A 23834-nucleotide genomic window follows, 5' to 3' on the forward strand; every position below is an offset into this window, starting at 1 on the left:
GGACGTGCCGACGGTGGATTTCAGCGGCTGGCCCATCTATACGTCGGTCCAGGCGCCCGACCACGCCATCCGCGACTTCTGCATGGGCCTCAATGCCCGGCGGGACCGGCTGATTCTGGACGGCCGCGGGCTACCCATTGAGCAGATGGTGCGCGACTCGCCGGAAGGTCCGCTGGAGGTGCCGCTTCACCCGGCGGCCGAGCAGTGCTGGCGCGACCTGGGCTACCTGTAAGAGGTAGACGCTCCCGCGCGCGTCACGACTGCCAGGTCCAGTTCTCGATTCGGTAGATGGTCAGCGGCGCGTCCGGATCCATGCGCGCCGACGGACCGGAGAGCTGCGAGGAATAGGCCGTCACCACGGTCGTGAAATAGTGCGGGATCGCACCCACGTCCTCGTTCAGCACGCGTTCCATATCCGCGATGCGCTCGATGCGCTCATTCGGATCAAGCGTCGTGCTGTACGCTTGATAGAACCGATCGTAGTCCGGGCTTCGCCACCCGCCGCGATTGTTCCCGTTCCACCGGTTCTCTGGTCGCGGAATATTGTCGAGAACGAAGTCGCCGAGCCGTTTGTTGCCGGCACCACTGGTGAAGAGACCCGGCGTGAGCGCCCGGGCCTGCGCGTCAGAGAGCCGCGCCGGCGTCATCGACTGGGGCGTGGCGTCGACGCCGGCCTGGCGGAGACTGTCCGCGAAGATCCGGTTCTCGCGCTCGAAGACTGCGCCGCCGGTCGTCCAAATGTCGAGCTTAAGCGGCTCACCCGACGCACTGACGTAGAATCCGTCCGCGTCGCGCCGCATCCCCGCGGCCTCGAGCTTCTGCTGCGCCGTCTGCAGGTTGTAGTCGCGCTTGGTGATGACCTTGGCGATCTGGGGGTAGTAGTCCGTGAGCGGCGACGTGAGCGTGGACGTCGCGACGCCGTGGCCGCCGGTGAACACGTCAAGGGCGCCCGGCACGTCAAATGCATATGCGAGGGCAGCCCGCACGCGGGGATCGAGGAGCGACTTCGGGTTGGCGATTTCTGGCCGAAGCTGGATCTCGGTCAGTCGCATGAGCACGGGCGCATAGAACACCGTGCCACCGTTTCGCGTGGCCCACTCGCGCTCGAGGGTCTGCCCTCCATCGTAGTCCAGCACGAAATCGGCGACATACTGCGCGTCGCCACTCAACATCTTCGCCAGCGCGGTGTTGGGATCACCGACAAATTCCAGCCGGAGCCGATCGATCTTTGGTCGGCCCAGCGCGTGTCCCGCGAAAGCGCTGGCCTCGATATATGCGCCGGGCTCCCAGGACTCGACGCGGTAGGGGCCCAGCCCCACGTAATCCACGGTCCAGAAGGGCAGGCTCACGAACTCCGACGGGTCGCGCTGGGCAAAAGTGTCGCCCAGAATGTGTTTGGGGAGCGCCTGGAACGTGGCGTCCATCTGCGCGGCGTCCGGAAACGGCGCCTTCCAGTGGATGACGACCGTTTGCGGATCGACCGCCGCGACCTCCTCCATTTCACGGATCGGCTCCGACTGGGATGCCCCGAGATCCGGCGCCGCGTACACCTGCCAGCCGAAGACGAAATCTTCAGCCGTGAGTGCGACCCCATCGTGCCACGTCAGGTTCGGGCGAAGTCGGTGCGTTGTCTCCATCCGCCCGTCAGGCATGACCCGCCAGCTATCCGTGTTCAACGCGGGCAGATCGGTCTCCAGGTACGGATGCGGAACGCGCTTCTCGTCCACCTCGTCAAGCGTCCCGTTGAACAAACGGATCGGGGGTGTGAGAGAGCCAGAGTAGCCGACGAGCGGTTTAGATGCCAGGCTCGGCGGCTCGCCCCGCACGATGATGTTCAGGGTCCGCTGAGGCGCGGTGGACGGGGCAGCCTCCCGCGGGCCGGCAACCCCCGAAGCGCCCCGCGTGCCGCACGCCACGAGCCAGATCATCAACGACAGCAAGGCCACGCGGTGCTGGGTGCTCATCATCGAAGATGCCTCCTCACGGTTCCCCAGCGGCTCCCGACTGCGCGGCCACGAGCCCGCCGGTTTCGCACCAGCGTACATCACGGACCGTGAGCCATCCACCCGATGTCACGACATCGCCTGCGCATCTTCCATTGGAATCGCCACCGGCTGGTTGCTACTATTCCGAACATCGGACGCCGACACGCGCCGGCGCGGATTCGCAACAGGACGAATGGAGCGGTGCAATGACCGAAGTCGAGGCTCAGACGTTGCAGGAGCGAGCGGCACGAACGCTGCGCGGGATCGTCGAGAAGTACAGCCACGCCGAAGCTGAAGTGGTCAGAGTCTACTTCGATTCGCCCCACACCGCCGAAGAGCACGTGGAAGTCCTGCTGAAACAGATCGGACGGGAGATTCAAGGCCGGCAGCGGCTAGGACCCACCATCACCTCGATGGCCGATCGCCTCGAGAGAAGCGTCGACCGCCACGAGTACGCCGAGTTTCTCCGCGAGTCGACCGAAGAGGTGGAACACTACGTCGCCCTCGCGGACCTCGCCGAGTGGGTCGCGGGTCGCGAGCTGGAGCCAGAGCGGCTACTCGGCTACGAGGTGATGGCGCGCTACAATCCGAACGCCCCAGACGCGGAGCAGTACAATCCCCGCCTCCCCGAGGCCGGCCGAAACCTCGACGTCGGCCGCGATATGGTCCAGGCGCTCGGGTACGATCGCGCGTTCGCGCTCATGCACTGCGCTGAGGGCGGCGGTGGCGGCGCGTTCGCGGAGTGCGCCAAGCTGCGCGGCGACGAGTTCCAGCAGCGCCTCGCGACCGCGATGCGCAAGATCGTGCACGACGAGATGGGCCACGGACCCGGCCGGATCGACGGATACGTCCGGGCATGGATCCACGACGAGGCGGAGCTCGAGCAGGACGCGCGCTGGCTCGACGCCTTCATGCTGGCGCACCTTCGCGTGCGAAACGAGATTTGGGGCTACCCGCTGAGCGAACAACGGATCGCGGATCTCTCGCGCCCATAGCTCGTCCGTCTCCATCGCAGGGCTGGGAAATCCACGAGGAGTGAACGATCGTGACGCAATCGACTGCAACCGCGTTCCGGCAGGAGATGCTGGACACCGTCGAGCGTCGCCATTGTAAGCGCCACCCCCTCACGGAGATGTGGGCGCGGGGGGAGCTGAGCAAGGAGCAGCTCGGCCGCTGGGCCATCGAGCACTACCACTTCACGCGCGATCTTCACACGTTCTTCGGACGTATCCTCGCCAACTGCGACGTGCAGGCAGGTCGCGACATGGAGCTGGACAACCTCGCCGACGAGCAGAACCCGGAAGATCCGCACAATCGCCAGCTTCTCGACTTCGTCGACGCATGCGGGCTGAATACCGAGGAGCTGATCCGTCGAGCGCCGCTCCCCACCACCCAGGCCCTGCGCGACTGGCTCTTTCTCAAGTGCGAGCGGGCGAGCTGGCAAGAGGCGGCCGCCGGGATCCACGTTGGCATGGAAGCGCAGCTCGCCCCGATCTGCGATCGGCTCGTCCCCAGCCTGCAGACCAACTACGCGTTCGATCCGCACGCCATTCGCTTCTTCGTCACCCATCAGACTGCCGATATCGAGCACGGCGGGCGCGCCCTCGCGGTGATCGAGCGCTACACCCCAGAGGAGCTGCGGCCCCGGGTCATCCAGGCAGTGAACGAGGGAACCGAGAAGCGTTGGCTGTACTTCGACGGCGTTTATGTCAAGTACGTGCTGGGCTACAACATCGGGAACCAGCCCGGTTAGCGCTGCACCGATCGTCGCCTTCGGCTGGGGTGAGCCCAGACCTCGCGGTCCCCTGCTGGGGCAGAACCAGGCTCGAACTCGCCCGCATACGCGGCCACGGACTGCCGCGGCGCATCGGTCGATGTGATCGCGCCGTCGCCACGGACCCGGTCGAAGGGGATCGATGGATCCGCCTCGGCGACCTCCCCGGTTTCGATGCAGCGCGTCAGGGCGCTGACCAGACACTGGCGCATCTCGATGATTACCCCGTCGGCGACGCCCAGATCACGCGCATTCCAGGGACGTCCGAGATTTTCCGCCAGGTGGCGCCGCGGTCGCGCGTCACGTGAATGGAGCCGGGTCCGCTCGGCCCCTCGGCAGGTCCCCGAATCACGTGGCCGACGCCAGCGAACGCCGCGTTTGGATCGGTGGGGTGTGCGCGCAGGGCCCAGACCATCGGCTTCATCTCGTCCTCGAAGCCATCAGTCACCCGCTCCCATGACTGCGCGCAGTTCGTGCTCCGAAAAACCGCTGCACGGGCGAACTCGGGGCGGCGCCACGAGCCGGGCGAGTGGTCTGCGGTCGCGATCACCATCGTCGGGTCTTTGCCGGGCGCATCGGGCGCCAGGAAGATGAAATCGTGAAAGTAGTCCCGGGTGAAGCCGTTTTCAGCCCGCGCCCAACCGTGGGCGGGATCGTCCGTCGTGAAAAAACCTCGTGCGCTCGAGACGAACCACCTGTCCAACCGATTTGGCGCTGTCATGATGACGTGGATGTCGAGGTAGTCGATGCCGCCGCTCACGTCCTCCCAGCTTTCGCCCCGGTCCAGGCTCCGATGGATCCCGCCGTGCTCGAGGGCGCAGGTGATGATCTTTGGGTCATCCGGGTGCACGAAGATCGTGAGGATGTGGCCGGTGGCCGGCGGGTACGGCGCCCACCAGCGCTTCTTGATCTCCTCCGGCAGCTTTTGAAGCCCGATCACCTCGTGCCAGGTCTCGCCGCGGTCCTCGCTCCGATACAGGTGGGGCGGCTCGGTGCCGCAGTACACGACGTCATCATCCGTCGGGTCGACGGTCAGAGCGCGGATGTCGCCTTCGAAGATCCGCTTCCAGGTTCTGCCGGCGTCGTCGGTTCGGTACACGCCATCGTAGGCGACGCCGGCGAACACGCGCTCGGGTGTATTCGCGCAGCCGGCGATGGAGTCGAGCACGGCGTTCGGCCACACGTGGTTCGCGATCTCCCAGCCAGACCCGGTCGGCCTCAGGACGAACAGCCCCTCCTGGGTACCCGCGAAGAGCGCAACGTCATCAGACACAGCCCACCCCCTGATCACGGACATATGGCCCGCGTTTGGGCCAGTATAGAAGGGGACAGCGCGCGCGTCTATTCCCCGCGGTGTCGGTTAGCTACACGGATTCCACGCGCCGCTTGCGTCGTAATCGAGGCAACGCTGAAAGCCGCACGCGTTCCACAGCATGTCGAATATCGGGCGGCAGATCGCCGCGCTTGGGGCGGCGCGGTCCTCGATCATCGTTTCCGGGAAGATGAGGTCGGCGCGCTCGATCGAATGGTTCGTCATCTCGCTCCAGAGCCAGTCCTCCACGGCCAGGCGGTAACCCCGGATGCCGAGCAGCGACAGTCCGACCGAATACGGGGGCGGAACGTCGAGCTTGTCGTAGTACAGGCGGCACAGGTCTACGGCGCGGATGAGCGAGTCCTCCAGAGCGCGCGTCGGAATGTGCCGCCGCCCGTCAACCCTCACTGATAACAAGAGCGCGTCAACCATCTCCACCTGCCCGGCCCAGAAGCCTTGCGCGTACGCCCTGACGCACTCCGTCGTCTTTTCGCAGGTCATCACACCGTCGAAATTGATGCTGTCGGCGGTGACCTGTCGGCCAAGCGGGGCGAGGAACTGGATCGCCGGAACGAGATCGAACCGCGAAGCCGTGCCAGAATCCACGCCGTGACCCATGTGGAGAACGACCTTGGGCGTCGGGGGAAGCTCCACGGGCCCTTCGTTCGCGCGGATCACCCGGAGCCGCTCCTTCCGAAACTCGCCGAGTCCGATCGATTGGCGGGGGGCCGTGCGCGCCGTGCCGTTGAGCCTGCGCGGATCGGCATCGCAGTCCACGTCGTCTCGCGGATTGAGGCGGACGTTGGTCTGCGGACTCCTGGGGCCTACCGCCATCACGGATTGGAGGGCCACCGTCTGGAGCAGACGGACCGTTTCCGGCTCGAAGCTGCCGGGCTCCTTCCGCCTCACGACGAGACCGCCGATCACATTTCCCTCCTTGACCAGCGGGACCGCGAGGAGTGCGCGATAGCCATACTCGTTCACCACGTCATGATCCGGGAGTCGATCGACCTCCCAGATGTCGGCTACCTGGGTGGGCTCCCGATGCAGGGCCGCCCGATCGACGATCGTCGCCTCGCCGATCTTCCGGGCTTCGAGAATCCGCTCGGCATGCGGGTCGACGCCGTCGCTCGCGCGAAGAACGAACATACCCTCCGCCTCGTTGAACTCATATATGCTCCCAGCATCGCTCCGGGAGAGCCGGACGGCGTATGCCAGGATCGTGGGGAGGAGGTCCTTGGGGTCACGCGTGGAGTTGATGGCGTGGCTGACCTCCGCCAGCGCCCGCATCTCATCGACGGACCGCTCAAGATCGGCATGGGCAACCTGGAGCTGCTCGTTCAGCTCGGTCTGCTGGACGAGCGCCGTCTTCAGCTCACGCGTTCGGTCCTCAACGCGCTGCTCCAACTCCTCCTTTGCCTGCCGCAGCCCTTCGAGCGCGCGTCGCCATCCGTGTTCGGCGTTTGCCATGCGCTGGAGCAGCTTGGCCACCCGACCGATCTCGTTCGAGCGCTGGGCGAGATCGTTCAGACTGTCAGACTGGAACCGGTACGAGCCCAGGGCGGCCACCGCTGCATCGAGGCGCGCGACCGGCCGCATGAAGAGTGTGACGTACCCGTACGCGAGGGCGACGCCCGCCACAAGCACGATCAGGATGAAGGGCCCCGCTGCGCGCAGCTGCCGCTCGACGAACAGGTGAAGCCAGTCCGCCGGGAAGGACATGAGCGCCGCCCCATAGGCCTTTCCCGCGTCGTCGACCACGGGCGCAGCCACCCGGAAGGTTTCGCCAACCTGGTAGCTCTGCGGCTGCTGGTCTTCGATGGCTGCGCGAAGCTTCGCCCGGTCCGTCTCGGTGAGTGGCGCATTCGAATCCGCGCTCAGCGCCATCGTCGCGAGGTTCGAATCGACGACGCGGACGGCGCGGACGCCGCGCGTGGTCACGAGACTGTCGACCAACCGCTGCATCGTCATTTGGTCCCCAGCCTGCGCGGTGCTCGTTGCGAGAACGACGGCGTCCTCTTCGATCTGGAGCTTCGCGCTGCTCCACAGGAGCGCGCTGGCCGAGGCGACGAGAGTAATCAACACGAGTCCAATCGCCGTCAGCGCAAGCTGCTTCTTCAGGCTCATGACCGTTCCTTCACATTCGGTATCGCGCCCTTGGTCCATGGCCCCCCTGCGCCGGGGACCGACCGGGGCGACCGCCTGTTAGATCGCGATTCCCGCCACCGCTGCCGCGTGGACCAGCTCGAGGTCGCTGATCTCAGGCGGGGGGAGCTGCGCATCGCGCGCCGCCAACTGCACGGCTCGCTTCAGCAGCGCGAGGCGTTGCTCTGGGCGCATGCCGGCGTACACACGGGTAATCAGTCGATCGAGATAGTAGCCGGCGTGCTCGAACACCACGAACTGCGGCACGATCTCGCGGATCGCCTGGACGAGCTGTTGGCCCTCGTGCGTCTCGCGGAGCGCGACTTCTCCCCGCGTGCACAATTGGTCTCCAGGCTGCGGTACGGTCCAGAGGCGGCCAGAGTCGCCGCAGGTCGAAACTGGCTCGCGTCGGACCGGCCTTTCCGTGGAGTGAAACGCCGCGAAAAAGAGGGCGGATCGCGCTGCGAAGTACGCCGCGACGTCCAGGGGCGGCTGCGCCAGGTCGTCAGCGTGGCGGGAACCCGCCTCGGGTGCCGCGTCACTGCCTGGGGAGTCCGTCGAGAGTTGCGCCTCGGGCGCGAGCGCCCCCACGCGCAGCGAGGCGATGAAATCATCTATCGACGTTCCCGTCTTATGGTCGCCCGATTCCGCCACGATCGAGTCCGAATTGGCCCCCCTGCGGGCCCGGCCATCCGTGTGTCTTCCGATTTGGGAATCCGAAGGGCTCCTCGCCTCCTCCGAGGCAAGAGGCGAATCACGCAACAGGTCCGCGAGGAACTCCTCGACGCTCGCCGGAATTTGTTTGAGGTCGTCGAGCGAAGCGGAAGGAACGGTGCCGGGCGATGGACCAGCCGGCCCGCCGACCTCTGGCGACTCGCGGCGGCGGGACCTTCGCGGCATGGTCACTTCCCTCCGGATCTGGTTATCGGCAGGCAACGCGCCCGGCTAAGTAGACGATAACACGACAAAATCCGGAATTTGGTAACCGATGCGTCACAGTTGTTACACAGCCAACTGCCACCCGCGCTCGGGCTCGGTTCGGCTACGTTAACCCGCCGAAGCGTACGCCCGTTCCAGCTCCGCGATGTCGAACTTCTTCATCGGAAGAAACGCCTGGGTCACCCGCGCGATCTGCTCGGGCGTGCCGTCGCTCATCATCCGGTCAAGCGCGGTTGGCGTCACCTGCCAGGAGACGCCGAAACGATCCTTGAGCCAGCCACACTGCTCGGCGTCCGGAACCGTGGAGAGGTTGCCCCAGTAGTAATCGATCTCGGATTGCGTCTCGCAGCGGACGAGGAGCGAAATCGCCTCGTTGAAGGCGAAGCCATGCGGGTAGGCGCTGTCCATCGCCGCAAACCACTGGTTCTCCAGCATGAAGTCGGCGTACATGAGCGTGCCCTCCCGATCCGGCCCCATGCCCGCTCCGTACCGCGCGGAGGTCCCGCGCCGAGCATCCCGAAAGACGGATGTGTAGAAATCAATCGCCTCCTCGGCGCGACCTGCCACGGATCCGGTGAACATCAGCGACGGCACGATGAATGGCCTCGGCTCGCCAGTCGGATTGGTGAGCATGAGCTGCCACGAGAGGCCGTACTTGTCCTGGATCCATCCGTACCGCTCGCTGAAGGGATACTTGTCAAGCGGCATGAGCGGAGTGCCGCCGGCCGATAGTTTTCCCCAGGCTGTATCGAGGCTCTCCGGCGCCCGGGAATCCCGCGACGGGTCGAAGTTGAGGAAAAACGAGATCGAGGGATTGAATCGGAACAACGGACCGGCGCTGATCGACGTGAGGTTGAACCCGGCAAGCTCGAAGGACACGACGTCGCAGTCGCCGGACGGCGTGTCCCGGAGTGTTGTCACGTGAGTGACGCGCGAGCGAGGGAAGAGGGACGTGTAGAACTCGGCCGCTTCCTTCGCTTCCTTGTCGAACCAGAGGTGCGGCAGGATTTTTTGTGCCATCGGACGCGCTCCTGGAATTTTCGTGCAGCCGAATCGACGGCTGAGAACACGATAGCATCTTGAGCTGGGATCGACGTTTGGCCCGGGCCATCGGGGGGCGAGTCCGCGGCTGCCTCTCTAATACCGTTGCCGCCTAGGGAAAAGTTGAGCCTCGCGATCTCGCCAGGGCGGTGCGCGCATTCACCATGACAGGCCTACGAGCTCCAATGCCACTCCCAGAGGTTCCACATGTCGGAGGTGCCAACCAGCGCAGGCTGGAGCGGCCCGACGAGGCCCTCGCCGTAGGCGATGACGTCCGGCTGGAGATGGGTGAGCGTCACAACGGCGTCATCTTGCATGATCCTCAGGGCCTGGATGAGCAGCTCCTGTCGCTCCCCGGGATCCACACTGCCGAGCACCTTCAACCACAGATCGTCCAGCGATGGATTAACGTAGCCGTTGCGGTTTTGCCCGCTCCAGCGGTTTTCCGGCCTCGCCACCTGACGGCTCGTCCACACCATGTTTTCCAGCGTCAGCGCCCGCCGGTTGTACGCCGCGCCCGGGTACTTGGAGCGCAGCTCGTTGTCGCGGATCTCCTGTGGCGAGAGCGGGTGCAGCTCGCTCCCGATGCCGGCGTTCTTCCAGTCGGCGACCACCACCTGGCCCTCCTGCTGGTCATAGGTGGTCGGCTGGTTCAGGATGGAGATGAATAGCGGCTGCCCGGTGGCGTCGCGGCGCGTACCGTCGGATCCCTTGGTCCAGCCGGCCTCATCGAGCAGCGCCGATGACCGCGTTGGATCGAACACGTACTTGGTGACCGCCTGGTCCACCGATGGAAAGGCCGGATCAAGGGGGGAGAGCCAGAAGTAGGCGATGGTTGCCCGACCCGCATAGATTCCGTCGACGATGGCCTGGCGATCGATGGCGTACAGCGCGCCTTTTCGAACGCGGGGGTCGAGGACCGGCCGCTCGATGTTGCCCCAATCCCTGGTCTGGAATTCCAGAATCCGCGGGTTCCCGTTCCAGTATTCGACCTTGCCGTTCCACCCGGCCTGCTCGAGTGCTTGCCCCTGGGGGAAACCGATGCTGATGCTGTACGAGACGTCGACGGTGTGGCCGAGGAGATTGGCGACGATGGCGTTGGCGTCCGGGATGAAGCGAAGGTGGACCTCGCTAATCTTCGGCTCGCCCAGCGCAAAGCCCGGTTGGCTGCGCAGATCCATCTCGATTCCCGGCTCCCATCGCTCCACCCGGTAGGGGCCGCTTCCAATGAACTGCTCGCGCCACTGCGGGCCGTCGATGAAGGAGGCCCGGTCGCCCGAGCTGTACAGCGGCTCCAGCACGGCGCGGTGCATCGGGGAAAAATCCGGCAAGTGGATCGCGCCAGCATACATGTAGGGCTCTTTCCAGCGGAGGAAGAGCGTGTAGTCGTCGACCGCTTCGACGTCGCTGAGCAGCCGCTCCACGTTGATCACTTGCGCGGGATAGTCGGGGTCTCGCCGCACCTGGTACGCGAATACGAAATCGCTCGCTGTAATGGGCAATCCATCCTGCCAGGTCGCGTTCTGCTTGAGCTTGTAGGTTGTCTCCATCCGACCGTCGGGCAGCACCACCCAGCTACCCTTCTCGACACTGGGAACCTCCGCCGCCAGGTACGGCTGCGCCTGCAGGCGCGGGTCGAAGTAGGTCAGAAAGGCAGTGGTGAGCGCCGAGAACTCGCGATTCATGGGGAGTAGGCTCGGCTCGAGCACTGCGGGCTCTTCGTTGAAAGCGATGACCAGGGCTCGCTGCGCGACAGCCGGGGCGCTCGGTGATGCGCCGCCCCTCGGCCCCGCCTCCGAGGCGGTCGGTCCGGGCGCGCACGAAACGAGCGCCAATACGAAGCACACGACAGCCGCGACGGATCGACGGCGGCCTACACGTCCGCCCACCGCGGATTTGCCCGGGACGGCTCCGGTCCTCGACGCCTGGGAGTGACCCGCTCGCACGTTTACACCGGGGGCAGGCACCCCCTCAGGCTCCCCGCTCGAGATCGATCACGTCCGTATTGAGGAGAACTCCGCAGGAAGGGCACGTAAGCTGCTCGACCAGATACTGCCCCGTCAAGGACGCCATCCGCGGTCCGGCCATTGTCGGGTCTCGCCTCGATCGGCTTGCCGAGTCCGTCCAATCCTCGTCCACGGGCCCGAACAGGTGGCCGCACCCGTCGCAGCGGACCCAGGATCCGCTCGGACCGTCCCAGACTTCGAGGTGCTCGCGGAGCGGGTGGGAATACCTGAGGTCCGCCCCTGGGCTCGGACGGTGCCCCGCCCGGGAAGGAGCGACCGCGTGCTCGGTCCGCTCTTCTCGCAGCCGAGATCGCATCATTTCGGTCCCTGCCCGATCGACGTGGTGTTCGACGATCACGACCCCGTAGACGGTGCGCGCCATCTCCTCCGAGACCAGCAGCTTCTCGACATCCTGCAGCACGAGCTCCGGATCGCGATCCAGCGGATCGCCGTACCCGCCGCCACTCGCCGCGATCATGATCAGCACGTCGTCCGGTTTGATCTCGAAGTCGCAGTACGGGAGCTGGCGCGACTCGCCCCCTAGGGCAGCCGGGTCGGTGGGCCACTCATCGCGATCGAGCATCTCCCGAACTCGGGTCCCCTCTTGAAGCAGAAGCAAGCTCGGAGCCCCCGGGTACCCGCCGAATACCCCCTGCCCCGAGTTGCGGAGGCCGGCGACGCCCAGCGCCACCCCCTTCACCCGCCCCTGGGGCGCGTCGTGCAAGACGAAGGCATACTCCACGCCAGCCCCGCCCCGCAGCATCCCGGCGCCGGCGCCGTCTTTGATGTGCCGATTGAACAGGTGAAGCAGGGGGAAGTTCAGCTCGACCCACTCGATGTTATGGGCTGTCATGTTGGAGCGTCCCCCGGAATCAGTGCCATCGGTGGCCGCCGTCGCCCCGCCGCCGTCGAGGCTGGTCAAGGTCGACACGTAGTAGCGGCCGTACTGGTTCTCGGCGGCGTGGCGCATCAGCCGATGGCCGAGGCTCTTTCCCCCCACCTCAGCCCGCCACTTCTCGCTCGTCGCGATCATCTGGGTCAGGACCGAATCCGCCAAGAATCGAGCCACGGCACCGCCGGACGTCGTGTTGAGCGAGACCGGCGCTGGATATTGCGGGTTCACGATCGTACCGGGCGGCGCGATGACCTCGATCGGGGCGAATGCCCCGTGATTCTTGGGAATGTCCCACCCGAGGAGCGCGACCAGGGATCCGAAGCAGGTGCCGAACGTCGCGTGGTAGGGCAGATTGATGCCCACCCGTGCCTGCGGGTCGGTCCCCGTGAAATCGAAGACGAGGCTATCTCCGCGTTTGCGCAGGCTGAGCTTCACGCGCCACGTGTCGCTCGTCTGGATGACGCCCTCGGCCGTCCACGTCCCGTCGGGGATCTCGCTGAGGCGCCGACGCAGGACCTGTTCCGAGTAGCGGATCATGTCGAGAGAGACCGCGTCCACCAGCTCCCAGCCGAATTCGTCGCACATCTCCTGCATGCGGCTGCGCGCGACGTTATTGGCCGCGATCTCACACTTCAGGTCCAGGCCCACCATGACCGGTTGGCGCGTCATGTTCGTGATGGCGTCGAACACGTCTTGCCGGAGCTTGCCGCGCTCGATCAGCTTGATGCCCGGAATACGGACACCCTCATGGCAGATCTCGGTCGCCCCCGGCGAGTTGCCCCCGGGCGACATCGCCCCGATGTCCATCACGTGAACAAAGGTGGCGCTCCACCCGACCAGTTGATCGGCGTAGTGGATTGGCGAGATCAGGTAGACGTCTGACTGGTGAATCGCGGCGAGGTAGGGGTCGTTCAGGAGGAACATGTCGCCAGGTGCGATCCCAACGTCGTCGGCGAAGCGCTCGATGATGCGCTTGACTGCGAAGCCCGCACAAGCGACGTGGAACCCGGTCGAGTCGCCCGGCGAGAGCACGTCGCCGTTCGCCCGGTAGAGCGCCGACATATAGTCGTGCATCTGGGTCGTGTTCACCGTCCCACCGACGCGCTCGAGCGTCGTGCCCATCTCCTTGGTGATTTGATGCAGGCGATGGGAGAGAATTTCGAACGTCACCGGATCGACGGTGCGGGTGGCTTGGTCAGATGATGCCATCAAGCAGGCCTCCTTGGAACGCCGCGATCCTACCGGGGATGGATCGATCCGGTCAAGCGTCCGGCCCGTCCCGCGGGGACCGCACGGGCACGCATGGGCAAATCCGAGTAGACTGGATCTGCCGCTGGAAGCTTTTGCCTCCGCGACAGTCCGCCCTCTGCGGGCGGCTGCGGGTCGGGAGGACTCAACGACAAATGACACGAGGAGGTCGACGATTTGGCCGTGGACTATGTGGTGGGGGTGGACATCGGAGGTACGTTCACCGACTGCGTCGTCGTCGATAGCGACGGCAAGATCACCGTCGGGAAGGCGTTGTCATCTCCCCCGGACTTCGCGACGGGCGCCGTGAACGCGGTCCGCGATGCCGCGATGCGGTTGGGTATGGATGACGAGCGCGCCTTGCTGGCCTCCACCCGACTCTTCTTCCACGCCTGCACCGTTGGGGATAACACGCTGCTCACGCGGTCGGGCCCGAAGACTGGGCTCCTCACCACGAAAGGATTTGCCGACACCATTCTCATGATGCGAGGCAAGACGACGGAGGGCCTGACAGAAGTCGAAGCGGCTCACCTGTCCGCCATCGAGAAACCGGCGCCGATCGTCCCTCGTCACCTCATCGGCGAGGTCACAGAGCGCATCGATTACAAAGGCGCCGTCGTGATCCGCCTCGATGAGTCCGGTGCGGAGCGGGTGATCGACGACCTGACCGCTCAAGGGGTCCGGTCGTTCGCGATCTGTTTCCTATGGTCCATCAAGAACGACGCCCACGAGCGCAGGGTCGCCGAGCTGCTGGGCAAGAAAATTCCCGAGGGCTTCTGCAGCCTCTCCAGCGAGGTCGCTCCGTTCCTGGGCGAGTACGAGCGGACCGTCACGACCGTCTTCAACGCATACATCGGCCCGACCATCTCGCAGTACCTCGCCGCCCTCCACCAGATTCTGGCCAGCAAGGGTCTCCGACGCCCGCCGATGATCATGCAGGCGTATGGTGGCGTCCTCGACACGGCCGCCAGCGCAAAGAACGCCGTCGGAATCATCGAGTCAGGGCCCGCCGCGGGCGTCGTCGGGAGCGCCTTTCAAGGGCGCCTGATCGGAAAGGACAACATTCTGGCCGCGGACATGGGAGGCACGACCTTCAAGGTCGGCGTGATCCGCAAGGGAGAGATCGAGCGCGACCACAGCCCGGTCATCATGCGCTACAACATCCTCTCGACCAAGATCTGGGTGGAGTCGATCGGGGCTGGCGGCGGCAGCATCGCCTGGATCGAGCCCGAGACCGGCCTGCTGAAGGTTGGCCCAGACGGGGCGGGCGCCCGGCCTGGCCCGGTCTGCTACGGCCTCGGCGGGGTCAAGCCCACGGTCTCCGACGCGGACCTGATCCTGGGCTATCTCAACCCGGACTACTTCTTCGGCGGGCGGATGGCGCTGGACCTGAAGGCTGCCGAGCGGGCGGTGCAGGAGCAGATCGCCGGGCCCCTCGGAATGTCGACCACCGAGGCGGCGAGCGGCATCTTCCGCATCACCAACGCGCACATGGCGGACCTCGTCCGCAGGGCGACCGTCGAGCGGGGGCACGATCCCCGGGAGTTCGTGCTCTTCGCCTACGGCGGCGCTGGCCCCGTCCACGCCGGGCGCTACGCCGCCGAGCTGGGAATCAAGGAGATCGTGGTCCCGGAGACCGCCTCTGTGCAGGGGGGGATGGGCCTCATCAGCTCGGACGTCGTCTACGAATACGGCATGTCCGATCATCTGGAGTTCCCGGGCGAGGTCGACCGGTGGAATCGGAACTTCGCAGCGCTGGTCGAGCGGGGCCAGCGGGACCTCGAGGCGGCCGGGTTCGACGCCCAGGACGTCGAGATCCAGCGAACCGTAGACATGCGATATCGATTCCAGACCCACGAGCTGAACGTGCCGCTGCCCTCAGGGTCCGGGCAGCTCACGACCGCGGATATCGAGGCGCTCGACACGCTGTTCGACGCTCTCTACGAGCAGGCCTATGGGCAGGGCTCTGGGTATCGCGAGGCGGGCAAAGACGCGATCAGCTTCCGCGTGCGCGCGGTGGGCAAGCTGAGAAACCCGGAGATCTCCCAGTACCCGAAGGGCTCGACAGATCCGGGCGACGCGTTCAAGGGAGAGCGTAGCGTCTACTTTCAGGAGTACGGCGACTACCGGCCGACGCCCACGTACCAGTTCGAGCGCCTGGCCTCGGGAATGGAGATCGCCGGGCCAGCGGTCATCGAGACGCCGATCACGACCATTGTCGTGAACCCATCGGATCGGGCCGAGATGGACGAATTTCGCAATCTCCGCCTGCTGATCGGGGGTTGAGATGATGGCGGCGCCACGCGAGCCGAACCATCCCACGGTCGACCCGTTCACCTTCGAATTTGTGGAGGCGCCATGAGTACCCCCGGCCTGAATCAACCAAAGCCCGTCGACGTTCAGATCCCTGCGAGCGGGAGCGCGATCGCCGTGCTGGATCTGAGCGTCCGCTGCGACAACCCCGCCGAGATCTGCTCGGAGCTGATGCGGGGACTCGGAGCCTTTCTGGAACGAGCCAGGAGTCGAGACGTACCGATCATCTTCACCTCCTCGTCCGCAACCAAAGGGACTCCCGAGGCGGAGATCGCCACGGCCCTGAAACGGCGCCCGGATGAACCGGTCATTTATCCGGACGCGTTTGACAAGTTCGTGGGCGGAGAGCTCCAGCGCTTCCTGACCGGGTCGAACGCGCGCGAGCTGGTCATCGTCGGTTCTTCCACGCACGTGGCCGTGATGTACACGGCCACATCGGCCGCCCGGGTGTACGGCTATCACGTGGTGATCCCCCTCGACGGGGTGAACACGCGTAACCAAATCGAGCACGACTACGCGCTCCACCAGCTCACCGTCATCCCGCGCGTGTCCGCTCTGATCCGGTTCAGCACGCTCGACGCGATTCAGTTCGTGCCCGGAGGGACTTGAGGTAGGCAAGGGCGCAGCTCATCGGGGGCTACTTCAACCGGGCAGCCCCGCTGAACCGCTCGGCTGTGCGGTTGGCCATGAGCGTATTCCAGCGGCGGCTTGCCAGCTCCACCTCTGCGCTGCTCCCATCCCTCCAGCGGCGACTCGTGAAGCTCGCCCATGAACGTCGTAAGGAGGAGCGCGGCGGACGTGGTGAGCTCCATGGGCTCGTCGCGCACGATGCCCCGCCCCACCATGAGGGCGACGATCACGCCGACCAACACCCGGCTTCATCACGGCATTGGCGTCGCCCATCAAGCCACCGATGCACCCATGCGCTGCCGACAGGGCGAACGTACGGACGCCCGCCTCGTGGCCTCGACGCTCCCGCTCCGGGCCCACCAATAGCCCGAGGGCAATCGCCAGCACCCGACGCACAAGCGTTGGAACAGGGGGAAAAGTCGGAGCCGCCAGATCCATGGTTCAGGCCTCGGCCTTCAGGGACAACGCGGCTGCGAGATGGCGCCCCCCTCGTCACGAGGGCCGATGAGGCATGTCCGCAAGAGGGCTTCCGCGTGGTAAGGCAGCCGGGCGCTCCCTGTCCTCGACAGGCGCAAGCTTCGCCGGCCCCATTGGTCCTCGGGGCTCGCGCGATGGGCTCGTGTGCACGAGCGAGCTAGCCGGGGTTCACTCCATCGCCGATCGAGGCACTGGCTGGAAACAGGCGAACGTTCCGGGGCGTCAAGACAACAACCTCGCCTTGGGCGAGGTTCAGTTCCTGGAAACGCTCCTTGCTCATCTCCGCTTCCAACCGGTTTGAGCCGTCCGTGTGCCGCAGCTCGAGCCGCACCACGGGGCCGATGGTCTGGATGCGAGCGATCATGGCTGTCAGTCCTCCCTCCTCGCCCGGTGCCGCCCGCTCCACGACGAGATCATGGGGACGGGCGTAGCCAACGACGGACGCTTCCCCGCCCGCGTCCAACACCAAACCGGCGACGTGCGCCTGCCCGTCGTGGACGCGGGCATGAAAAAGATTGACCCGGCCGAGGAAATCGTAGACGAAGGAGCTGGCGGGATGGTCGTACACCTCTTCCGGGGTGCCCACTTGCTCCACTCGGCCCTCGTTCATCACCACCACCCGATCTGCGACCTCTAAGGCCTCCTCCTGATCGTGGGTCACCAGCACCGCCGTCAAACGCAGCTCATAGTGGAGCTGCCGCAGCCACCTGCGCAAGTCTCCGCGCACCTTCGCGTCGAGGGCGCCAAACGGCTCGTCCAGCAGAAGCACCCGCGGCTCCACCGCCAAGGCCCGCGCGAGCGCCACACGCTGCCGCTGGCCACCCGAAAGCTGCGCGGGGTAGCGATGGGCCAGCCATTCCACCTGGATCAAGGCCAGCAGCTCATTCACCTTCGCCCGGATCTGGGCCTCGGACGGTCGCAGGCGACGGGGTCGCACCCGCAGACCGAACGCGACGTTCTCGAAAATCGTCATGTGGCGGAACAGGGCGTAGTGCTGAAACACGAATCCGACGTTTCGCTCTTTGACCGAACGACCGCCAACGTCATCTCCGCCGAACAGAATGGCGCCGCTGTCCGCCACATCCAGGCCGGCGATGATCCGCAAGAGCGTCGTCTTCCCGCAGCCGGAGGGGCCCAGAAGGGCGACCAGGTGGCCGTCTGGAACTTCGAGGCTTACGTCTCGGAGCGCGGTGAAGGCGCCGAACGTCTTCACCAGGTTGCGCACGTCGATGTTCATCGCTTCTCCGTGGAATCAGGCGGCCGACCGCGTCCGCCATTCGACGATCGTTTTGAGCACCAGGGTCGCGAGCGCCAGGAAGGCCAGCAGCGAGGCGACCGCGAACGCCGCTTCGAACTGGTACTCGTTGTAGAGAATCTCCACCTGCAGGGGCATCGTGTTGGTCTCCCCGCGGATGTGCCCGGACACCACCGATACGGCGCCGAACTCCCCCATGGCGCGGGCGTTGCACAGGATCACTCCGTACAGCACCCCCCAGGTGATGCTCGGTAGGGTGACCCGGACGAAGGTCTGCCAGCCATTCGCCCCCAGAACCACCGCGGCTTCCTCTTCCTCGCGCCCCTGACTCTCCATGAGCGGGATCAGCTCGCGAGCAACTAAGGGAAACGTCACCAGCACCGTGGCAAGCACGATGCCCGGCACCGCGAAGATGATCTTGATCCCATGCTCGGCTAGCGGCGGGCCCAGCGGCCCGCGCGAGCCGAACAGCAGCACGAAGACCAGCCCGGAGATGACGGGAGAGATCGAGAATGGCAGGTCGATCAGCGTGGTGAGCACGCTCTTGCCGGAGAAGTCGAACTTGGCGATCGCCCAGGAGGCTGCCACGCCGAACACGAGGTTGGCCGGCACGGCAATCCCGGCGGTGAGCAGGGTGAGCCGAATGGCAGCCAACGCGTTCGGCTCGATGATCGCCGCGACGTAGACGCCGAGCCCCTTCTGCAACGCCTGGGCGAAGACCGCAACCAGGGGCAGGATCAAGAACAGCGCGAGGAAGAGTATGGCCAGGCTGGTGAGCAGCCAACGCACCATGGCCGGCTCCGTCGTGACTTCCCCACGCCGAGCGCACGGTATGGGAGCGATGACCGTCGAGGGAAGCCCCGGATGATGGGGGGATGCTTCGACCTGCGTCATGCGTACCGCCCGGCCCAGCGCTGGAACAGGTTGATCAGTAGCAGCATGGCGAACGATCCTCCGAGCATGACGACCGCGAGGGCCGACGCGCCGGCGTAGTCGAACTGCTGCAGCTTGGCCACGATGAGCAAGGGCACGATCTCGGTCTGCATGGGCATGTTCCCGGCGATGAATACGACCGATCCGTACTCCCCCAGGCCGCGAGCGAATGCCAGCGCGAACCCGGTGAGCACCGCTGGCAATAGCTCGGGGAGGATGACCCGAGCGAAGGTCTGCCAGCGACTTGCGCCCAGGCTGATGGCCGCCTCCTCCGTCTCCCGATCCAGGTCCTGGAGCACCGGCTGCACCGTCCGCACAACGAAGGGAAGCCCGATAAAGATGAGAGCGATGACGATCCCGAGCGGTGAGTAGGCGGCCTTGATGCCCAGGGGATCGAGCCAGCGGCCGATCCAGCCAGTGTTTGCATAGATCGACGTGAGCGTGATGCCGGCCACGGCGGTCGGGAGGGCAAACGGCAGATCCACCAATCCATCGATCAGCCGCCGGCCCGGGAACCGATAGCGGACGAGCACCCATGCCACCAGCAAGCCGAACCCGGCGTTGACGACGGCCGCAATGAACGCCGTCGTCAGGCTGACCCGATACGCAGCCAGCGACCGAGGAGCGGCGACCGTAGCCCAGAATTGCTCCACTCCCGTGGTACTGGCTTTGAACACGAGCCCCGCGAGCGGGATCAGCACGATCAGGCTGAGGTAGGCAAGGCTCAACCCTATCGTTAGCCCGAACCCGGGCAGGATGCTCCGCTGCTTCAGGACCACCGCCGGTCACTCCTACCGCTGATAGATCTGGTCGAAGGTTCCGCCCTCGTCGAAGTGCGTCCTCTGCGCCTGGCTCAAATTGCCGAAGACGTCGTCCACCGTAAAGAGACTGATCTGCGGAAACTGGGTCTTGAACTCGGCGGCCACCGCTTCGTTGCGCGGCCGGTAGTAGTGCTTGGCGGCGATGCGCTGGCCATCCTGCGAGTACAGATACTGGAGGTAGGCGTCGGCGACGGCACGGGTGCCGTGCTTATCGACCACCTGGTCGACGACCGCCAGCGATGGCTCCGCCAGGATGCTCAGGGAGGGCACGACGATCTCGAACCTATCCTGTCCGAGGTCCCGGACGGCAAGGTATGCTTCGTTCTCCCAGGAGAGCAGCACGTCGCCCTGCCCGCGCTCGACGAAGGTGGTCGTCGATCCCCGCGCGCCTGAGTCGAGGACTGGAACGTTCTTGAACAGGCGCGTGACGAAGTCCTTTGCCGCGGCTTGATCGTTGTTGTTGTGCTTCAGGGCATATCCCCAGGCGGCCAGATACGCCCACCGGGCGCCGCCGGAGGTTTTGGGGTTCGGCGTGATCACACTCACCCCGGGGCGCACGAGGTCGTCCCAGTCTTTGATGCCCTTTGGGTTTCCCTTCCGGACCAGAAAGACGATGGTCGAGGTGTAGGGAGCACTGTTGTTGGGGAGCCGGGTTTCCCAGTGGGGAGCGAGGAGGTGGGCTTCGGAGCTCAGGGCATCGATGTCAGAGGCAATGGCGAGCGTCACCACGTCTGCCTCGAGGCCGTCGATGACGGCCCGGGCCTGGGCACCGGACCCGCCATGGGACTGTTTGATGGTGACGTCCTGGTTCTGGGTTTGCTTCCAATACCTGGCGAAGGCCGCGTTGAACTCTTCGTACAGCTCGCGGGTAGGGTCGTAGGAGACATTGAGCAGCGTGACAGCGGGCTTCGCGGCCCCGTTGCTCGGCCTCGTTTGGTTGGCTACGGCGCCAGTGCTGGCAGACTGCGGCGCGCAAGCCGCCAGGCCGAGGATGACCACGAAGCTCAAAACCATCGGCGAGAGGATATGGCGAGGCATCAATCGTGCTCCTACTATGGACCTGATAGCGTCCCCGGACGAACAGGCCCGGGGACTGGTAACGATGGGAAGGAAGTCCACAGTGAATAGACTACCGGTGTGCCTCCGCGTTTCCGCAGGCACAGAGACCGAGGTGATGCCAAAGTGGGCAACGCCCCACGAGGTGAAAGGGCGCCGTGGGACCGAGGAATTCGGTTCACTCCGGAGAGGAGCAGATCCCGCGACGATCGTCACCCAACGAGGCGCAGCAAGCGCCCCGCCGGATGACTAGCCTGGAAGGCTAATTGCTCCTCCACTCACCGGATCCCCCATCACTGCAAACGCAACGTGAGGACGCCCGACCGTTTCGGCGGTCGGGCAAGAGACAGGCGCACGACGGTGGGCGCCAAGTCGTCGGTGAACTGAGCTGGAGGATTCTCACGGCGCAATAATAGAGTATTCCGACCAACAATATCAACTATTGCCCCGTCCTTGCCGGATCCGTGGCCTGCACATTGGATCTCAACTCGAGTGCTCCGTTGCTTCTACGGGGGATTGGCTCATATTGGCCCAGACGTCGCGAATCTGTTCATGCACGGCCAGTCATTTGGGGCTTATGGGACAGCGAAGATCCTGGCAGGTGAGAACAACATTCACCGAGTCGACCCCGGCGTCCCGAACCATCTCTTCTCACTGGACGACGTCACCAAGGTGGACCGCATGGCCAGCATGGGGGCCGAATGTGCGCGCGATGCCCTTCCGATGCTGCGTCGGGAGTTCCTGGTGGGGCGCGGCGCGGAGTTCATCCCCGCTCCACGGACGCCGCGGTCAGTGACTCGGCTGATGCCTCAGCGCTGTGGGTAGAGCGCGCGGCGGGGGCGCTGTACTCCGTTCCCGGTTATGGTATGCGTTATGGCACAGACTGCAGCACCGTCTCTTAAAGCGGAGCCAGACACAAAATATGGCGTTCTCCACGAAGGAGAACCCCGAGATGTTGGTCGGGCCGGGGCGATTTGAACGCCCGACCACCTGAACCCCATTCAGGTGCGCTACCAGACTGCGCTACGGCCCGATCGACGTCAGCCCGGCGAGGGCCGATTCCATGGCTATTATAGCCTCGTTCGCGCGGAGTGGCGCTGGTCCTCCCCCGACGCCGCGACAAGTTTTTCGCTCACCGCCAGGCCAGCACTACTCCGTTTCGTGCGATGGTTCGGGAAATGCGCGCAGGTTGGGCAGCCGAGACGGCCGGGCGGATCCAGGAAGCGCTGGATCACATCGTCCTGCTATCCGAGACGACCTCAGTCGACGATCGGGCGCCATCGCCGCGCACGTCGGCTCCTGAGGAGCACGCGGCGAAGGCTGAGGAGAGCGCCGCGAGGACGAGCAGCCTGGACGAACTCAGGAGCGCCAGGACCATTCTTCGATCTTCCACATGGAGTTGGCCCGTTTCGCCGTTTTCGGACCCTGGATCGCACCGGTGTGGGCCATGACTTCGTATGCATAGTACAGCGGAAAGTACGCCGCCTGGTCTGCGACGAGCTGCATGGCTTGCATCACCGCGCGGTTGCGCTCGCTGCGATCGAGCGAGGTGGTGAAGACGCCGTACAGGCGTTCCATCTCGGGATCGTAGTAGCCCCCTTTGTTGCGCCCTGCCCAGCGCGTCGCCTCGCTGGCGAGCGTCGCCGAGATGAACGAGAAGAACGGGTTCGGGTTGATCGCGAACTGGGTGATGATCAGCGCTGGAAAGACGGACGCGATCCGCTGGTCCGTTTGCTCGACCGGAGACAGAGTCTGCAGGGGCACATCCACGCCGACGCGTTTCCAGCCATCGGCCAGAATCAGCGCCTCGCGGAGATAGTCGCCCAGCGGCGTGAGCCCGACCGTGAGCCGCGTGCCACCCTGGCCGTAGTAGCCCTCCTCATCCTTCGTGTACCGTAGCTCCGCGAGCAACTGCTCGGCGCGCTGAGCGTTGAGCGGATACTTGGTGAGCACGCGATCGAGCTCGGGGTAGTACTCCTCTTCCTTGGCGACCAGGGTGTCGGCCATACCGGGCTCGCCGTCCAGCACGGCATCGACGATGGCCCGCTTGTCGATGCCGTGGGCCAGCGCCCGACGCAGCCGCACATCCTGCAACGTGGCCGGCCGCTGGAACTCCGGTCGGAACTGGATTTGCACGTACACCGTGCGCGCCGGGCTGAGCAGGACGGAGCCACTGTCGGTCCGTCCGCCCCACTCGCGCTTGAGCACCGACCCCTGCTCGAAGGCCACGGCCAAGTCCGTCGCCAGGTGGACGGTGCCCGAGAGTAAATCGGCCACCGCGGTATTCGCGTCCGGAATCCAGACGAGCTGGACGCGACCGATGCGCGGCTTGCCGAACACCCAGCCTTCGAACGCCTCACCCGTGATGAATACGGTGGGCTCCCAACCCGTCAACCGATAAGGGCCGACGCCGACGAACTCGGTCGTCCAGTACGGCAGCGTCTCGAACGCCTCCCGCGCCTCCATCTGGTCCAGGGTGGCCCCGATCAGGTGTCGGGGGAGAGGCTGCCAATCGATCTCGCCGGCGTCGGGATTCGGCACCTTGTAATGAATCACCAGCGTGCGCGCGTCGGGAGCCTCGACGCCCTCGACCTCGGGCAGACGATCGGAGCGCGTGCCCTTCGAGAACCGCGTGCCGAGGATGAAATCGTCGGCCACCAGGGGCGCACCATCATGCCAGGTTAGCCCGGGCCGAAGTCGCCAGATCGTCTCCATCCGTCCATCGGGAAAGACCTTCCACGAGTCGGTATTGAGCCGCGGGAAGTCCTCGGCGAGCTGCAATTGGGGCCGCTCTTTCTCGTCGTGCTGGGTCAGACCGGCGTGGAATAGCTGCCAGGGCGCATCGGGGCTAATGCCCACGTGGGCGGGATTCAGGTCCGTGCCCACGAGTGCCTTCGGCTCGGTCCGGAGGGCGATGACCATCGTGCGGGTGTCCTCCTGGACCGCGGGCCCAGCGGTGCTGGCCGTACGATTGCCTGTCGTCGTCGACGAGGCGCAGGCGGTC

At 65.4% G+C, this 23834-nt stretch carries 19 protein-coding genes and 1 tRNA gene; 6 read left to right on the forward strand and 14 right to left on the reverse strand.

Annotation, left to right across the window (positions count from 1 at the left end; all coding sequences use genetic code 11):
• On the forward strand, window positions 1–232 hold a 232-nt coding region (locus VFC51_17195; GenBank protein HZT08763.1), incomplete at its 5' end, for a hypothetical protein.
• 22 nt (window positions 233–254) lie between these two features.
• On the opposite strand, the gene VFC51_17200 is transcribed toward VFC51_17195, so the two are convergent.
• Entirely contained in the window at window positions 255–1967 is a 1713-nt protein-coding gene (locus VFC51_17200; GenBank protein ID HZT08764.1) for an ABC transporter substrate-binding protein, read from the reverse strand.
• 224 nt (window positions 1968–2191) lie between these two features.
• Between VFC51_17200 and VFC51_17205 the strand changes: the two genes are divergently transcribed.
• Both VFC51_17205 and VFC51_17210 read left to right on the forward strand, forming a co-directional pair.
• Window positions 2192–2980 (forward strand): hypothetical protein, encoded by a 789-nt coding sequence (locus tag VFC51_17205; protein ID HZT08765.1) that lies wholly within the window; start codon window positions 2192–2194, stop codon window positions 2978–2980.
• A 50-nt stretch (window positions 2981–3030) separates the two neighbouring features.
• Window positions 3031–3738: an iron-containing redox enzyme family protein gene (locus tag VFC51_17210; protein HZT08766.1), complete on the forward strand. Its 708-nt coding sequence runs from the start codon at window positions 3031–3033 to the stop codon at window positions 3736–3738.
• A 241-nt stretch (window positions 3739–3979) separates the two neighbouring features.
• Here VFC51_17210 and VFC51_17215 read toward each other — a convergent pair whose 3' ends face one another.
• From VFC51_17215 to VFC51_17240, 6 genes are all read right to left on the reverse strand, one after another.
• A complete protein-coding gene (locus VFC51_17215) occupies window positions 3980–5032 on the reverse strand; it encodes a hypothetical protein (protein ID HZT08767.1) in 1053 nt (350 codons plus the stop codon).
• Window positions 5033–5119: 87 nt separating this feature from the next.
• Entirely contained in the window at window positions 5120–7198 is a 2079-nt protein-coding gene (locus VFC51_17220; protein ID HZT08768.1) for a GAF domain-containing protein, read from the reverse strand.
• Window positions 7199–7276: 78 nt separating this feature from the next.
• Window positions 7277–7870, reverse strand: coding sequence for a hypothetical protein (locus tag VFC51_17225; GenBank protein HZT08769.1), 594 nt, complete (start codon window positions 7868–7870; stop codon window positions 7277–7279).
• Between the two features lie 393 nt (window positions 7871–8263).
• A complete protein-coding gene (locus VFC51_17230) occupies window positions 8264–9175 on the reverse strand; it encodes a VOC family protein (GenBank protein HZT08770.1) in 912 nt (303 codons plus the stop codon).
• 194 nt (window positions 9176–9369) lie between these two features.
• The gene (locus VFC51_17235; protein ID HZT08771.1) at window positions 9370–10905 is read right to left on the reverse strand and encodes an ABC transporter substrate-binding protein; all 1536 of its coding nucleotides are present in this window, start codon (window positions 10903–10905) and stop codon (window positions 9370–9372) included.
• A 262-nt stretch (window positions 10906–11167) separates the two neighbouring features.
• Window positions 11168–13306, reverse strand: coding sequence for a hydantoinase B/oxoprolinase family protein (locus VFC51_17240; GenBank protein ID HZT08772.1), 2139 nt, complete (start codon window positions 13304–13306; stop codon window positions 11168–11170).
• Window positions 13307–13528: 222 nt separating this feature from the next.
• On the opposite strand from VFC51_17240, the gene VFC51_17245 reads away from it, so the two are divergent.
• Entirely contained in the window at window positions 13529–15631 is a 2103-nt protein-coding gene (locus VFC51_17245; GenBank protein ID HZT08773.1) for a hydantoinase/oxoprolinase family protein, read from the forward strand.
• A 72-nt stretch (window positions 15632–15703) separates the two neighbouring features.
• On the forward strand, window positions 15704–16267 hold the full coding sequence (locus VFC51_17250; protein HZT08774.1) for an isochorismatase family protein: 564 nt from the start codon (window positions 15704–15706) through the stop codon (window positions 16265–16267).
• Here the strand turns inward: VFC51_17250 and VFC51_17255 are convergent.
• From VFC51_17255 to VFC51_17275, 5 genes are all read right to left on the reverse strand, one after another.
• A complete protein-coding gene (locus tag VFC51_17255) occupies window positions 16243–16530 on the reverse strand; it encodes a hypothetical protein (GenBank protein ID HZT08775.1) in 288 nt (95 codons plus the stop codon). The genes VFC51_17250 and VFC51_17255 overlap by 25 nt on opposite strands.
• 392 nt (window positions 16531–16922) lie before the next feature.
• Window positions 16923–18002, reverse strand: coding sequence for a sulfate ABC transporter ATP-binding protein (locus tag VFC51_17260; protein HZT08776.1), 1080 nt, complete (start codon window positions 18000–18002; stop codon window positions 16923–16925).
• Between the two features lie 15 nt (window positions 18003–18017).
• The gene (gene cysW / locus VFC51_17265) at window positions 18018–18812 is read right to left on the reverse strand and encodes a sulfate ABC transporter permease subunit CysW (GenBank protein HZT08777.1); all 795 of its coding nucleotides are present in this window, start codon (window positions 18810–18812) and stop codon (window positions 18018–18020) included.
• A 98-nt stretch (window positions 18813–18910) separates the two neighbouring features.
• A complete protein-coding gene (gene cysT / locus VFC51_17270) occupies window positions 18911–19732 on the reverse strand; it encodes a sulfate ABC transporter permease subunit CysT (protein HZT08778.1) in 822 nt (273 codons plus the stop codon).
• 12 nt (window positions 19733–19744) lie between these two features.
• Entirely contained in the window at window positions 19745–20812 is a 1068-nt protein-coding gene (locus VFC51_17275) for a sulfate ABC transporter substrate-binding protein (GenBank protein HZT08779.1), read from the reverse strand.
• 510 nt (window positions 20813–21322) lie between these two features.
• Here VFC51_17275 and VFC51_17280 point away from each other — a divergent pair.
• Complete coding sequence (locus VFC51_17280) at window positions 21323–21655, forward strand: hypothetical protein (protein HZT08780.1); 333 nt, start codon at window positions 21323–21325, stop codon at window positions 21653–21655.
• Window positions 21656–21786: 131 nt separating this feature from the next.
• Here VFC51_17280 and VFC51_17285 read toward each other — a convergent pair.
• Both VFC51_17285 and VFC51_17290 read right to left on the reverse strand, forming a co-directional pair.
• Window positions 21787–21863: transfer RNA gene (locus tag VFC51_17285), tRNA-Pro, on the reverse strand.
• Between the two features lie 326 nt (window positions 21864–22189).
• On the reverse strand, window positions 22190–23752 hold the full coding sequence (locus tag VFC51_17290; protein ID HZT08781.1) for an ABC transporter substrate-binding protein: 1563 nt from the start codon (window positions 23750–23752) through the stop codon (window positions 22190–22192).
• Window positions 23753–23834: the final 82 nt, after the last annotated feature.

The organism is Chloroflexota bacterium (genome assembly GCA_035652535.1).
GTDB lineage: Bacteria > Chloroflexota > UBA6077 > UBA6077 > SHYK01 > DASRDP01.

Excerpts from the sequence above, each read along its gene's own strand:
- VFC51_17200 (HZT08764.1), bottom strand. The coding sequence starts at position 1,967 with ATGATGAGCACCCAGCACCGCGTGGCCTTGCTGTCGTTGATGATCTGG.
- VFC51_17205 (HZT08765.1), top strand. The coding sequence starts at position 2,192 with ATGACCGAAGTCGAGGCTCAGACGTTGCAGGAGCGAGCGGCACGAACG.
- VFC51_17220 (HZT08768.1), bottom strand. The coding sequence starts at position 7,198 with ATGAGCCTGAAGAAGCAGCTTGCGCTGACGGCGATTGGACTCGTGTTG.
- VFC51_17230 (HZT08770.1), bottom strand. The coding sequence starts at position 9,175 with ATGGCACAAAAAATCCTGCCGCACCTCTGGTTCGACAAGGAAGCGAAG.
- VFC51_17240 (HZT08772.1), bottom strand. The coding sequence starts at position 13,306 with ATGGCATCATCTGACCAAGCCACCCGCACCGTCGATCCGGTGACGTTC.
- VFC51_17250 (HZT08774.1), top strand. The coding sequence starts at position 15,704 with ATGAGTACCCCCGGCCTGAATCAACCAAAGCCCGTCGACGTTCAGATC.
- VFC51_17260 (HZT08776.1), bottom strand. The coding sequence starts at position 18,002 with ATGAACATCGACGTGCGCAACCTGGTGAAGACGTTCGGCGCCTTCACC.
- cysW (HZT08777.1), bottom strand. The coding sequence starts at position 18,812 with ATGGTGCGTTGGCTGCTCACCAGCCTGGCCATACTCTTCCTCGCGCTG.
- VFC51_17275 (HZT08779.1), bottom strand. The coding sequence starts at position 20,812 with ATGCCTCGCCATATCCTCTCGCCGATGGTTTTGAGCTTCGTGGTCATC.
- VFC51_17290 (HZT08781.1), bottom strand. The coding sequence starts at position 23,752 with ATGGTCATCGCCCTCCGGACCGAGCCGAAGGCACTCGTGGGCACGGAC.